Here is a 14292-nt window from a genome sequence, read left to right on the forward strand (position 1 = left end):
GAAAATAACCACACGGGCGTGTGGTTATGATTAAAAACCGCGTTAGCGGGTCGTGCTGGTCGTGGTTGTGGTGGTGGTTCCGGTATTGGTTCCATCCCCACCGCCGGATGCCGCCAGGCCAACGCCTACCAGCGCGCCCAGGGCACCAATACCTACTGCAGTGGTGCTGCCTGCGGAAATGGCTCCCGCTTCAGCGCCTGCTGCCGCACCGGCTTCAACCGGAGCGGCAAAGGCAGCCGAACCGGATGCCAGATACAGCGCAACCGCCGTGGCACATACTATTTTTTTCATACTGAATTTCCCTTCATGAAATGAATGGATGATTTGCCTGGATGGTTCCAGGCGGCTCCAGTATAGGGCAACAAATTACCAGAAATTAGGGCGTGGCGGGGTGAGAAGAACAGCAAGATGAGATAGCATTAAAATCCAGAACAAAAGGCATATCTCATATTTTTCATTGGTAAAATGTATAAAAATTAGCAGTTAAAACCAATTGAAAACAAAATTTCAGAATATTTAAATAAAGGCCTTGTTTTGATTAAAAATTAATCAAAATCATTTATTTTTTAATGAACTTTTATACATTAATCTTTATATTTCAAAATATTAAAAAAATATCAGCGCCTGTTTAGCGCCACTTTTAACCAGAGAGGTTTAGGACTAATCCTGCGTTAATTTTCGGCTCTAATCGATATTTTAAGAAAATGCTTAGAGCAAAAAAACCAATTTCGCCATCTTTGCTGTCAGGAAATGAAATATCGATCGCAAAAATGCATTTTTTCACGCCTGAAATCATGCGGAGGAATAAAAAAGGCGCCGTACAGGGCGCCTTTGCGATTCAGGCCAGCGATTAACGCCAGGCTTTATACAGATTGATCAGGCCATTGGTAGAGCTGTCATGGCTGGTTACTTGCTCGCCATTTTCCAGCTCAGGCAGAATACGGTTAGCCAGCTGTTTGCCCAGCTCAACGCCCCACTGATCGAAAGTGAAGATATTCAAGATAACGCCCTGGGTAAAGATTTTATGCTCATAGAGCGCAATCAACGCGCCCAGGCTGTACGGCGTAATCTCACGCAGCAAAATAGAGTTTGTCGGACGGTTGCCCTCAAACACTTTAAACGGCGCGACATGCTCCACGGATTTCGCATCTTTGCCCGCATCGGCAAACTCTTTTTCCACCACTTCGCGTGACTTACCAAAGGCTAACGCTTCGGTCTGAGCAAAGAAGTTAGAAAGCAGTTTTGCGTGATGGTCGCCCAGCGGATTATGGGTAATAGCCGGTGCGATAAAGTCGCAAGGAACCAGCTTGGTGCCTTGATGGATCAGCTGATAGAACGCGTGCTGTCCGTTGGTGCCCGGTTCGCCCCAGATAATTGGGCCTGTCTGATAAGAGACCGGATTACCGTTGCGATCGACATACTTACCGTTGGACTCCATATTGCCCTGCTGGAAGTAAGCCGCAAAGCGATGCATATACTGGTCATACGGCAGGATAGCTTCGGTTTCAGCGCCGAAGAAATTGTTGTACCAGATGCCGATCAGCGCCAGCAGTACCGGCAGGTTCTGCTCCGCCGGGGTTTCCGCAAAGTGCTTATCCATCGCATGGGCGCCGCTCAGCAGCTGCTCGAAATTATCGAAGCCCACAGACAGGATGATAGAGAGACCAATTGCTGACCACAGAGAGTAACGGCCGCCAACCCAGTCCCAGAACTCAAACATATTGGCGGTATCGATACCGAACTTAGCGACTTCTTTGGCATTGGTGGAGAGCGCGGCAAAGTGTTTCGCTACCTGCTGCTCGTCGCCCGCTGCGTTCAGGAACCAGTCACGCGCACTGTGGGCGTTGGTCATGGTTTCCTGCGTGGTAAAGGTTTTTGACGCGACCAGGAACAGCGTGGTTTCCGGGCTCACTTTTTTCAGCGTTTCAGCGATGTGCGTGCCGTCCACGTTGGAAACAAAGTGCATGTTAAGATGATTTTTATAAGGGCGCAGCGCCTCGGTCACCATATAGGGACCAAGATCGGAGCCGCCGATACCGATGTTAACCACATCGGTGATAGGCTTGCCGGTATAACCTTTCCATTCGCCGCTGATGATGCGCTCAGAAAAAGATTTCATCTTCTCCAGCACCGCATTCACTTCTGGCATGACATCTTTGCCATCTACCAGGATCGGCGTATTGCTGCGGTTGCGTAGCGCAACGTGCAGCACAGCGCGATCTTCAGTGCGGTTGATCTTCTCACCCGAGAACATCGACTTAATTGCACCTGCCAGATCGGTCTCTTTTGCCAGCGCCTGTAATTTTTCCAGGGTTTCCGTAGTGATACGGTTTTTTGAGAAATCCACCAGCATCTGGTCATCAAAGGAAGCGGAGAATTTCGCAAAACGATCGCTGTCCTGGGCAAACAGGTCGGCAATACGTACGTCTTTCATCTGTTGGTAATGCTGCTGCAGGGCCTGCCAGGCAGCGGTTTGCGTCGGATTGATATTTTTCATGGCAACACTCTTATGTTTTAACAACCGTAATTCTGACCGGACGTCATCTTACCTGTTGACCGTGACTCACTTTCCTTTTCCTGCAACAGGTTACGACTATTGTAGCGGTGAGCACGCGCTAGCTTTTTCTCACCCTTTGCCCGGGACTCATTATAATTCAGGCTGCGGTGACCGTAGCCGCAAGGTATTTCAGTATGACGATTCTTACCGTTGAAAGGAAAAATTTTTATGCCGCTCTCTGCTCCATTACTGCTGGTGATCATTGGCTTCAGTTCACTGATGGCCCAGTGGATCGCCTGGTTACTGCGGCTTCCAGCGATTTTACCGCTGTTGGTTTTCGGAATCGTACTCGGTCCGATAACGCATGTCTTGCAGCCTGATGCGCTGTTTGGCGATCTGCTGTTTCCGCTGGTTTCACTGTCGGTCGCCATCATTCTGTTTGAAGGCGCGCTTACGCTGCGCGTCGATGAAATTCGCGGCCTCGGCGGCGTAGTGCGTAACCTGATTGTCATCGGTATGCCGGTTACGTTTACCGTTATTAGCCTCGCCTGCTGGCTGCTGCTGAACTTCCCACCTGAACTGGCGGCGCTGGTCGGCGCGGTCACGGTGGTGACCGGCCCAACGGTGATTGCGCCGCTGATGCGCGTGGTGCGTCCCAATACTGCGATCAATCAGGTGCTGCGCTGGGAAGGCATCGTTATCGATCCGGTAGGCGCTATTTTTACTCTGCTGGTCTTTGAATTCATTGTGCTGCGTCAGCATGCTGAATCGTTATCGCATCTGTACTGGACGCTGGGCGTTACCGCAGCGGTGGGTCTGAGCATCGGCGCGCTGGCCGGCTGGTTACTGGGTATCGCCCTGAAACGCGTCTGGCTACCCGGTTATCTGCAAAACTTTGGCGTACTGGCGATTGTGTTAACCGCCTTCGGCGTATCCAACGCGCTGGCCGATGAGTCGGGCCTGCTAACCGTGACCGTAATGGGCATCTGGCTGGCCAATATGCGGGATGTGGATCTGCGTGACATCATCGCCTTTAAAGAGGAACTGTCGGCGCTGCTGATTTCCGGCCTGTTTATTATTCTTGCCGCCCGGCTGGATATTGGCGCGCTGCTGACGCTGGGCTGGCCGCTGGTAGCGGTGCTGCTGGTGGTGCAGTTTATCGCCCGACCGCTCTGTATCGCGCTCTCTACCTGGGGCTCCTCCCTGCACTGGCGCGATCGCGTGCTGCTGAGCTGGATCGCGCCGCGCGGCATTGTGGCAGCGGCGGTCAGCGCGCTTTTTGCCCTGACGCTGGCGCGCAGCGGGTATGCGCAGGCCGACCGGCTGGTAACAGTGGTGTTTGCGGTGATTATCGGCACCGTCGTTTTGCAAAGCCTGACCAGCGCCCCGCTTGCTCGCTGGCTGCGCGTTCAGCAGCAGCGTCCGCGCGGCGTGTTGATTATCGGCGCTAACGCCGTCGCGCGGGCGTTAGCGCTGGCGCTTCAGCGGCTGGATATCCCGGTGATGCTTACCGACAGCAGCTGGGAATCTTATCGTCAGGCCAGAATGGAAGGCATCCCTGCCTATTACGGTAATGCCTGGTCAGAACATGCGGAAAACTACCTCGATCTTAGTGATATTGCTCAGGTACTGGCGCTGTCACCCAACCGGCATCAAAACGCGCTGGCGGTTTATCATTTTAGCCATATCTTCGGCGCAGCAAAGGTGGCTTCGGTTCGCTCCGGATCGTCGCTGACAGGTCGTGGTGATACTGAAAGTCCGCGCTTCCGTCGGCATGAGACGCTTTTCGGCGCAGAGCAAACCTGGAGTCATCTCAGCGCACTGTTGGCGAAAGGCGCAACCATCAAAGCAACCCAGCTAACGGAAAATTTCGGCTGGCAGGATTACCTGGCAACGCATCGGGGCGCGATCCCACTCTTTGCGCTACAAGAGAACAGACAGCTGGTGATTATGAGCAACGCTGCGCCGCCGGAAGTGCCCTCTACGCTGATTGCGCTGGTACAAGTTGAGAATTCTTCAAATGGCAGTGATTGACAGCAGCGACAGAACCCGATATTTGTAAACGGTTAGTTGCGCAGCGATGCGCAAGCCAGAAGAGGCGCGTCGCCCAGGCAGTGTGTCAGAGGAGCCGTATCCGGTGAAGACACATCAGGGGGAGCGACGCCGAGGCAATATCTCCACGGCAGAGATATTGTCGACTGCAGAGGCTGAATCCTCTGGGTTGTCACCAGGCGCGTGCGACAGTCGGACGCGCCGCAAGGTGGGGCGCTTCTGGGTGATCGTAGTTGTTCCCCCTCTACGTCTGCCCCGTTTCTGCTCTTCCCTTGTGCCAAGGCTGATGGAATTGAACCTGACACGGGGTATCTATGTTGCAATCTGAATTAATCGTTGCCAAGTTTGGCGGCACCAGCGTAGCGGATTTTACCGCCATGAACCGCAGCGCCGATGTGGTGCTGGGCGATGCTAATGTGCGCCTGGTGGTGCTGTCCGCTTCCGCCGGCGTTACCAACCTGCTGGTGGCCCTGGCCGAAGGCCATGAACCCACACAGCGCTATGCGCTGCTGGATGAACTTCGCCGCATTCAATACGCTATTGTCGATCGGCTGCAGCAGCCGGAAGTGATCCGCGAGGAGATCGACCGCATGCTGGAGAATATTGCCATGCTGGCCGATGCGGCGGCGCTTGCCTCTTCGGCGGCGCTGACCGATGAGCTGGTGAGCCACGGCGAGCTGATCTCCACTCTGCTGTTTGTGGAAATCCTGCGGGAGCGCGAAGTGGATGCCGAATGGTTCGACGTGCGTAAGATCATGCGCACCGACGATCGCTTTGGCCGCGCCGAGCCGGATGTCAGTATGCTGGCCGAATTAAGCCACCAGCTGTTGCGCCCAAGGCTGGAACAGGCGCTGGTGATTACCCAGGGCTTTATCGGCAGCGAAGCGAAAGGTCGCACTACCACGCTGGGCCGGGGCGGCAGCGATTATACTGCTGCGCTGCTGGGCGAGGCATTGCAGGCGCAGCGCATCGATATCTGGACCGATGTTCCCGGCATCTATACCACCGATCCGCGCATCGTTCCGACGGCGCAGCGCATCGATAAAATCACCTTTGAAGAGGCGGCCGAAATGGCCACCTTCGGCGCTAAAGTACTGCATCCGGCAACGCTGATGCCTGCAGTGCGCAACGATATCCCGGTTTTTGTCGGCTCCAGCAAAGATCCTGCCGCTGGCGGCACGCTGGTCTGCAATGAGACCGAAAACCCGCCTTTATTCCGTGCGCTGGCGTTGCGTCGCAAGCAAACGCTGCTGACGTTGCATAGCCTGAATATGCTACATGCGCGCGGCTTCCTGGCGGAGGTGTTTGCTATTCTGGCGCGCCATCATATTTCTGTTGATCTGATTACCACCTCCGAAGTGAGCGTGGCGCTGACGCTGGATACCACTGGCTCAACCTCTACCGGCGACAGTCTGTTAACCCAGGCGCTGCTGACCGAGCTCTCCTCGCTCTGTCGCGTAGAGGTAGAAGAGAATCTGGCGCTGATCGCCCTGATCGGCAACAAGCTGTCGCAGGCATGCGGCGTTGGCAAAGAGGTCTTCGGCGTACTGGAGCCTTTTAACCTGCGCATGATCTGCTATGGCGCCAGCAGCTATAACCTCTGTTTCCTGGTGCCAGGCAACGATGCCGAGCAGATAGTGCGCACCCTGCATCGCAATCTGTTTAAGAGCTAATGTTTAACGCTGTCAGCGGCACAGATGTAAAATAAACGTAACCTGACAGCAAACGCCTGGCATTTTTATAAGGATATCTGGCTATGCTTACCAGGATCACCCGGCTGTTTCCGCTGTGGGCGATTTTGCTTTCAGTGGCCGCCTATTTTTCCCCCGGCACCTTTACCGGCATCGGCCCCTGGGTTTCTTATTTGCTGATGCTGATTATGTTCGGGATGGGCGTTACCTTGCATATCGATGATTTTAAGCGTGTGCTGGTGCGCCCGGCTCCGGTTATCGCCGGTACCTTTTTGCATTATCTGGTGATGCCGCTGGCTGCCTGGCTGCTGGCCAGGCTGTTTCAGATGCCGCCCGATCTGGCCGCAGGCATGATTCTGGTGGGCAGCGTAGCCAGCGGCACAGCATCTAACGTTATGATCTATCTGGCGAAAGGCGATGTAGCGCTATCGGTAACTATCTCTTCCGTTTCGGCGCTGGTAGGCGTGTTTGCCACACCCTTGCTGACGCGTTTTTATGTAGACACGCATATTGAAGTGGATGTGGTCGGCATGCTGTTGAGCATTATCAAAATCGTGGTGATCCCTATCGGCCTCGGTCTGATGGTTCATCACACCATGAATCGCGTGGTAAAGCGCGTGGAACCCTGGTTGCCCGCGTTTTCCATGGTATGCATTTTGTTGATCATCAGCGCGGTAGTGGCCGGTAGCCAGGGCTTTATCGGTTCGGTGGGCCTGGTAGTGATTGCGGCAGTGATTCTGCACAATGCCATCGGGCTGTTAGGCGGCTACTGGGGCGGCAAGCTGTTTGGCTTTGATGAGTCAACCTGCCGTACGCTGGCACTGGAGGTGGGAATGCAAAACTCCGGACTGGCGGCCACACTGGGCAAACTTTATTTCTCGCCGCTGGCAGCCCTGCCCGGCGCGCTGTTTTCCGTCTGGCATAACCTTTCCGGTTCACTGCTGGCGGGTTACTGGTCTGGCAAATCGGTTAATAAAAAATAAGCCCGGGAGATTTGCCAGCCTGAAAGGCTGGCAAAGCTTCACTCTTTATCCCGTTCGTCGTCCGGCTGTTCCAGCACGCTATAGGCTATCGCGCAAAACAGCGAGTTAAGCCGCTTCATATCACCCAGCAATCCCAGATGCAGCGAGCTGGTTTCAATGCTCTGCACATTTTTCTGATGCAGGCGATCAACATGCTCATGTGAAAAGCGGCGGTTCATAATGCGAAAACGGTGTTTAGCCCGGCGCAGACGCTTCGCGCTGGCGATATCACGCGACAGAAATACCGAGAGCGCCAGCCGCAGATTATTCAGCAGCTGTTCATGCAGTTGCTCCAGCTCTCTTAACCCTTCCGGCGAGAAAGCGCGGCGCGCGGCCAGCGACTTATCAGCCACGTCGCCGCTCATGCGTTCGATAATATCGCCCGCCTGCTCCAGGTTCAGCGCCGTTTCGATAATTTCGGCCCAGCGGCGTGAATCTTCCTCTGGCAGATCCTCTTTCGGCATGCGTGCCAGATAGAGTTTGATGGCGGTATAAAGCACATCCACATCATCATCGAGTCGCCGGATTTCACGCTCCTGGCGCGGCTCGCCGTGCATAACCTTATAGAAATTATCCATCATCATTTCCAGCACATCGCCCATGCGTAGGGTTTCACGCGCGGCGTTAGCCAGCGCCAGCGCTGGCGTATCCAGCGCGCTGCGATCGAGATGTTTTGGTTTCAGACGCGCATCGTTTTCCTGATCGTCGCGGATCAGCCGCTTACAGAGCCGCGCCATGGGATCGGCAAAAGGCACCATAACCAGACAGCGGATCAGGTTGTAAAAAACATGGAAGAAGATCACCAGCTCTTCATCGGGCACCGGCAATTTATCCAGCCACGGCGACAGCACATGGACAAAAGGCAGCACTAAAACACAACCAATGCCCTTAAACAGCAGACTGCCGAGCGCCACCCGCTTACCGGCTGCGTTGGAGCCGCTGTTATTCAGCATCGCCAACAGCCCGCTGCCGAGGTTAGCGCCGATCACCAGGCAAAGAGCCACCTGAAATGAGATAACGCCGGTCGCCGTTAGCGTTGCTGTTAGCAGAACCGCTGCCAGACTGGAGTAGCTGATAATAGCGAACACCGCGCCGATCAGCGCATCCAACATAATATCGCCGGTCAGCGACGAGAACAGTACCTTAACGCCGGAAGCCTGCGTGATTGGCCGGGCCGCCTCCACCACCAGTTGCAGCGCCAGCAAAATCAAGCCAAGACCGATACTGGCTCGCCCCAGTTGGCCTGCGCGCGTTTGCTTACGACCAAGAAAGAAAACCACGCCAAAAAAGATAAACAGCGGCGACAGCCAGGAGAGATCAAAGGTCAGCACGCGCGCCATGATCGCCGTACCCACATCAGCACCAAGAATAATCACCAGTGCCGGCGTCAGGCCGACCAGGTTTTGCGCCACAAATGAGGTCACCAGCAGCGTGGTGGCATTGCTGCTCTGCACCAGCGCCGTCACGCCAATCCCGGCAACAAAGGCCATGGGTTTCTTTTCTACGCTGCGGCTGAGCACGCGCCGCAGATCGGCACCGTAAACGCGCATAATGCCGGTGCGCACAATATGGGTTCCCCATACCAGCAGCGCCACCGCAGAAAGTAAATTAAGCAGGGTTAACACGGCTATCTGACTCCTTTATGCCGGGCTACAACAGCATTTACAGCCCGCCCGGCGGGAATGCAGTAAATGAAAGAATTCTCCTTACACGCTCCGCAGGATCCTGTTTTTAGGGTATTTTTCAGGCGGCACACGCGGGGATTAATCTATTAAATGTAGACCAGACGGGGCTGCCACGGGGGAAAGTTAATGGGCGTTATGCAGGGGTATACGCCCTGGCTGGGCAACGTTGCAGAAGTTGCCGGCCCAGAGCAGGGCCGGCGATCTGTTTATCAGTCGGCGTCGTAACCAAGATGGGGTGCCAGCCAGCGCTCTACTTCGCTTATCGTCATGCCTTTACGTGCAGCGTAATCTTCAATCTGATCGCGCTGCAGCTGCGCCACGGCAAAGTAACGACTGTCAGGATGGCTAAAGTACCAGCCGGAAACGGAAGCACCAGGCCACATGGCGAAGGACTCGGTCAGCTTCATGCCGGTATGACGCTCCACATCCAGCAGCTGCCAGATGGTGGCTTTCTCGGTATGCTCGGGGCAGGCCGGATAACCAGGCGCAGGTCGAATCCCCTGATAGTTTTCACGAATCAGCTCTTCATTGCTAAGGTTTTCATTGGCGGCATAACCCCAGATCACCTTACGTACCCGTTCGTGCAGATATTCAGCAAAGGCCTCGGCCAGACGATCGGACAGCGCTTTAACCATTATCTTGTTGTAGTCGTCATGTTTGCGATCCCAGGCTTCCGCCAGCGCATCCTCTTCCAGCCCACCGGTCACGGCAAACGCTCCCAGGTAGTCCGCTTTTCCGCTCGCCTTCGGCGCAACAAAATCTGCCAGACAATAGTTCGCGAAACCCACCTTCTCCGTTTGCTGGCGTAAATGGTGGCTGACGGCAATCACATGCGATCGCGACTCATCCTGATAAATTTCAATGTCGTCGCCAACGCGGTTCGCCGGAAAAATCCCCACCACGCCCCGTGGCGTGAGGCTACCGTCAGCACTCAGCCGATCGAGCATGGCATTCGCATCGGCAAACAGGCGCTGAGCCTCTTCGCCAACCACCTCATCTTCAAGGATGCGCGGGTATTTTCCCGCCAGCGACCAGGTCATAAAGAATGGCGTCCAGTCGATATAGTGGCGCAGAGTCTCAATTGACGCTTGCACGTCGCTGACGCCCAACCGGTGTGCGCCGGGCGGCGTGTACTGCTCCCAGTCAAAGGCGAAATCATTTTCGCGCGCGGCCTGTAAGGTAACCGGCGGCGTGCGCGGCTTTTTACGCCCGTGCTGAATACGCACCGTTTCATACTCTTTACGCGTACGGGCCACAAAACCCTCGTACTGCTCAGGCGACAGCAGCGCAGAAACCACGCCAACGGTACGCGAGGCGTTCTGCACGTAAACCGTCGGGCCGCTGTAGTTCTGTTCGATTTTTACTGCGGTATGCGCTTTAGAGGTGGTGGCTCCGCCAATCAACAGCGGCAGGGTAAAGCCCTGACGCTCCATCTCTTTTGCCACGTTGACCATCTCATCCAGCGACGGAGTAATCAGCCCTGACAGGCCAATAATATCCGCCCGTTCTTCACGCGCGGTTTTAAGGATTTTCTCCGTCGGCACCATGACGCCAAGATCGATAATTTCGTAGTTATTGCACTGCAGCACTACGCCAACAATATTCTTACCGATGTCATGCACATCGCCTTTTACCGTGGCCAACACAATTTTGCCGTTGGTGCTGCCGACCGCCTTACTGGCCTGAATATAGGGTTCCAGCCAGGCCACCGCCTGCTTCATAACGCGTGCCGACTTCACCACCTGCGGCAGGAACATCTTCCCTTCGCCAAACAGATCGCCAACCACATTCATACCGGCCATCAGCGGCCCTTCAATTACCTCAATGGGACGATCCGCCTGCAGACGCGCCTCTTCGGTATCCTCTTCGATAAATTCAGTGATGCCCTTCACCAGCGAATATTCCAGCCGCTTCGCCACATCCCAGCTGCGCCATTCCGCCTGCGGTTTGGTGCTGTCATTTGCCGCTTTGCTGCCGCGATATTTTTCCGCCAGCTCCAGCAGGCGTTCGGTACCGTCATCGCGGCGGTTTAGAACGACATCTTCTACCGCATCGCGTAGTTCGGCGGGCAGATCGTCATAAATCGCCAGCTGGCCGGCGTTAACAATCCCCATATCCATGCCGTTGCGGATAGCGTAATAAAGGAATACGGCGTGAATCGCCTCACGTACCGGATCGTTGCCGCGAAACGAGAAGGAAACGTTAGAGACGCCGCCGGAGATTAGCGCATGTGGCAACTCCCGTTTGATATCCTCACAGGCACCGATAAAGTCCATCGCGTAGTTATTGTGTTCATCAATCCCGGTCGCAACGGCAAAAATATTTGGGTCGAAGATGATATCTTCCGGCGGGAAGCCAACCTCTTCCGTCAGAATGCGATAAGCGCGTCGACAGATTTCGATCTTACGCGCCCGCGTATCCGCCTGCCCGACCTCATCAAATGCCATTACCACCACCGCCGCACCGTAACGGCGTACCAGTCGCGCATAATGGATAAAGGCTTCCTCACCCTCTTTCATCGAAATAGAGTTAACGATGCCTTTGCCCTGGATGCATTGCAGCCCTTTTTCGATCACATCCCATTTTGAGGAGTCGATCATGATCGGCACGCGCGCAATGTCGGGTTCACCGGCAATCAGATTAAGGAAACGCACCATCGCCGCTTCAGCGTCGAGCATTCCCTCATCCATATTGATATCGATGATTTGCGCACCGCTCTCTACCTGCTGACGTGCAACATCCAGCGCCTCGTTGTATTTCTCTTCTTTAATTAACCGCTTGAATTTTGCTGATCCGGTAACGTTAGTACGTTCACCCACGTTAACAAACAGCGAATCGGCACCAATGTTCAGCGGTTCCAGACCGGACAGGCGACAGGCAACCGGCAACGTCGGCAGCTTGCGCGGCGTCACGCCTTCGATCGCCTGTGCCATCGCGGCGATATGCGCTGGCGTGGTTCCACAGCAGCCGCCGACGATATTTAAAAAACCGGCATGCGCCCACTCGGCAATCTGCTCCGCCATCACCGCAGCATCCAGATCGTATTCACCAAAAGCGTTAGGCAGACCGGCATTCGGATGGGCGGTGACGTAACATTCGGCAAGACGCGACATTTCGGCTACGTACTGACGCAGTTCGTCCGGCCCCAACGCGCAGTTCAGCCCAAAAGAGAGCGGTTCGGCATGGCGCAGCGAGTTATAAAACGCTTCGGTTGTCTGTCCGGAAAGGGTACGGCCTGAGGCATCAGTGATGGTGCCGGAGATCATCAGCGGCAATGAAACACCCAGCGCGTCAAACTCGCTCTGGATAGCAAATACGGCGGCTTTTGCGTTCAACGTGTCGAAAATGGTTTCGATCATGATGATATCTACGCCACCTTCAATCAGCGCGCGTGTTGATTCGCGGTAGGCAATAACCAGTTCATTGAAAGTGACATTACGGAACGCAGGATCGTTTACATCAGGAGAGATTGAGCAGGTACGGTTGGTCGGGCCCAACACGCCGGCAACATAGCGTGGTCGCTCCGGCGTTTTTGCACTCCATTCATCGGCGCAGGCGCGAGCCAGTCTGGCTGCTTCATAGTTGATCTCTGCCGACAGCGCTTCCATATGGTAATCCGCCATCGCAATAGTGGTGGCGTTAAAGGTGTTGGTTTCCAGAATGTCGGCGCCCGCTTCAAGGTAGGCATTGTGGATGGCTCGGATAATCTCCGGCTGCGTCAGCACCAACAGATCGTTGTTGCCTTTCAGGTCGCTACGCCACTCTGCGAAGCGCTCGCCCCGGTAATCCTGCTCTTCCAGACGGTAGCTCTGGATCATGGTGCCCATTCCGCCGTCCAGCACCATGATGCGCTGTGCCAGCTGCCGATGCAGCGCGTCGATTCTGTCTGTCACTCTTGCTTCACCTGTTTTGGTTATTTTTAGTACCGTCTGCGGCACAGTCTGGCATAATTTTTGTACGACTCAAAGCTGCCTCTGGAGCAGGATTCAGATCAGCCGCGTTCTTAATTGATGCAACGGCAGTTGATATCCATTACTCCAGGGTAGGGTTCATATGGCGTAAGTCGTAAGGTGTTATTTGATAAACGTAATAGTTGAGCCAGTTGGAAAACAGCAGGTTTCCATGGCTGCGCCAGCTGGCGCGTGGCTTCTGCGTCGGGTCGTTGTGCGGAAAATAGTTATAAGGGATCACCGGGTTTAATCCCGTTTCGCTATCGCGTTGAAATTCTCCTGCCAGCGTTAGCGCATCATATTCAGGGTGGCCGGTAACAAAGGCCAGCCGCTTATCTTTACTGCCCAGCAGATAGGGGCCAGCCTGCTCAGATTCTGCGAAGATCTCCAGATCGGTATAGTCACGAATTAGCTGAGCGGGAAAGTCCGCATAACGGGAGTGCGGCGCAAGGAAAGTATCGTCAAAACCACGCGTTAATAAGGCATGCGGATGCAACGTTTGATGTTCATAAACGCCTGACAGTTTGGTAGCGCGGGTTTGTTTTGGCAGGCCATACAGAATATTAAGCGCCGCCTGTACCGCCCAACAGACAAACAGGGTAGAAGTGACATGCTCTTTCGCCCAGTGCAATACGCGCTCTATTTGCGGCCAGTAAGCCACATCCTGAAAATCGACCAGCCCCAGCGGCGCACCGGTAACAATCAAACCATCGTAGTTATCATGCTCAATGTCTTCAAAATTGCAGTAAAAATTATTGAGATGCTCCATCGGCGTGTTACGGGATTCACGACTATCAATACGTAACAGCTGAATATCTATTTGTAGCGGGGAGTTCGAGAGCAGACGCAAAAACTGATTTTCCGTCTCGATCTTTTTTGGCATCAGATTCAGTACCAGCACTTTAAGCGGTCGGATTTCCTGAACGCTGGCGCGAGAATGCGTCATAACAAAGACATTCTCCTGGCGTAAACAGTTTACGGCTGGTAATTCATCAGGTACCCGAATTGGCATAGCCTTTCTTCCTCACTATATACGTTTATACGTTTAGACATCCAGATGCCCGAAGATAGCCTGCCAGAGCCAGAATGTCGAGACTTCAGCCAGTAATTGAAAATGTTTCATTCAGGAAATTAAAAAAGCTATGAGGGCACAGGGAAAAAGAAAAAATGGTTATAACGCAGGAGGGATGGGTGAGGTACAACAGTAGGTAATAAGAGATCGTCAGACGCGAAAAAGCCTCAGCTTTCGCTGAGGCTCCGTCGTTATCTGATGCCTGGCAGTTCCCTACTCTCGCATGGGGAGGCCCCACACTACCATCGGCGCTGCGGCGTTTCACTTCTGAGTTCGGCATGGGGTCAGGTGGGACCACCGCGCTCTCGCCGCCAGGCAAATTC

Annotated in this window: 8 protein-coding genes, 1 rRNA gene and 1 riboswitch; of the genes, 3 read left to right on the forward strand and 6 right to left on the reverse strand. The window is 54.4% G+C overall.

Annotated elements, in window-relative coordinates; genetic code table 11:
• Positions 1-42 precede the first annotated feature (42 nt).
• Positions 43-291 (reverse strand): exopolysaccharide production protein YjbE, encoded by a 249-nt coding sequence (yjbE, locus tag ACQE3Y_RS14255; protein ID WP_085069605.1) that lies wholly within the window; start codon positions 289-291, stop codon positions 43-45.
• 559 nt (positions 292-850) lie between these two features.
• On the reverse strand, positions 851-2497 hold the full coding sequence (pgi, locus tag ACQE3Y_RS14260; RefSeq protein ID WP_426981937.1) for a glucose-6-phosphate isomerase: 1647 nt from the start codon (positions 2495-2497) through the stop codon (positions 851-853).
• 228 nt (positions 2498-2725) lie between these two features.
• Here pgi and ACQE3Y_RS14265 point away from each other — a divergent pair, with 228 nt between their 5' ends.
• The 3 genes from ACQE3Y_RS14265 to panS all read left to right on the forward strand — a co-directional run bounded on the left by ACQE3Y_RS14265 (position 2726) and on the right by panS (position 7223).
• The gene (locus ACQE3Y_RS14265; RefSeq protein WP_426981938.1) at positions 2726-4531 is read left to right on the forward strand and encodes a cation:proton antiporter; all 1806 of its coding nucleotides are present in this window, start codon (positions 2726-2728) and stop codon (positions 4529-4531) included.
• Between the two features lie 51 nt (positions 4532-4582).
• Positions 4583-4776: riboswitch (Lysine riboswitch) on the forward strand.
• Between the two features lie 87 nt (positions 4777-4863).
• Positions 4864-6222 (forward strand): lysine-sensitive aspartokinase 3, encoded by a 1359-nt coding sequence (lysC, locus tag ACQE3Y_RS14270; RefSeq protein WP_426973104.1) that lies wholly within the window; start codon positions 4864-4866, stop codon positions 6220-6222.
• An 83-nt stretch (positions 6223-6305) separates the two neighbouring features.
• Positions 6306-7223, forward strand: coding sequence for a ketopantoate/pantoate/pantothenate transporter PanS (gene panS / locus ACQE3Y_RS14275; protein WP_426973103.1), 918 nt, complete (start codon positions 6306-6308; stop codon positions 7221-7223).
• Positions 7224-7261: 38 nt separating this feature from the next.
• On the opposite strand, the gene ACQE3Y_RS14280 is transcribed toward panS, so the two are convergent.
• The 4 genes from ACQE3Y_RS14280 to rrf all read right to left on the reverse strand — a co-directional run bounded on the left by ACQE3Y_RS14280 (position 7262) and on the right by rrf (position 14285).
• Entirely contained in the window at positions 7262-8887 is a 1626-nt protein-coding gene (locus tag ACQE3Y_RS14280) for a Na/Pi cotransporter family protein (RefSeq protein WP_426973102.1), read from the reverse strand.
• A 269-nt stretch (positions 8888-9156) separates the two neighbouring features.
• Positions 9157-12840, reverse strand: a complete 3684-nt coding sequence (metH, locus tag ACQE3Y_RS14285; protein ID WP_426981939.1) for a methionine synthase — start codon at positions 12838-12840, stop codon at positions 9157-9159.
• Between the two features lie 139 nt (positions 12841-12979).
• Entirely contained in the window at positions 12980-13909 is a 930-nt protein-coding gene (gene metA, locus ACQE3Y_RS14290) for a homoserine O-succinyltransferase MetA (RefSeq protein ID WP_426981940.1), read from the reverse strand.
• Between the two features lie 260 nt (positions 13910-14169).
• Positions 14170-14285: ribosomal RNA gene (gene rrf, locus ACQE3Y_RS14295) — 5S ribosomal RNA — on the reverse strand.
• Positions 14286-14292: the final 7 nt, after the last annotated feature.

This window comes from Pantoea sp. FN0305 (genome assembly GCF_050113845.1).
GTDB classification, from domain to species: Bacteria; Pseudomonadota; Gammaproteobacteria; order Enterobacterales; family Enterobacteriaceae; genus Mixta; species Mixta alhagi.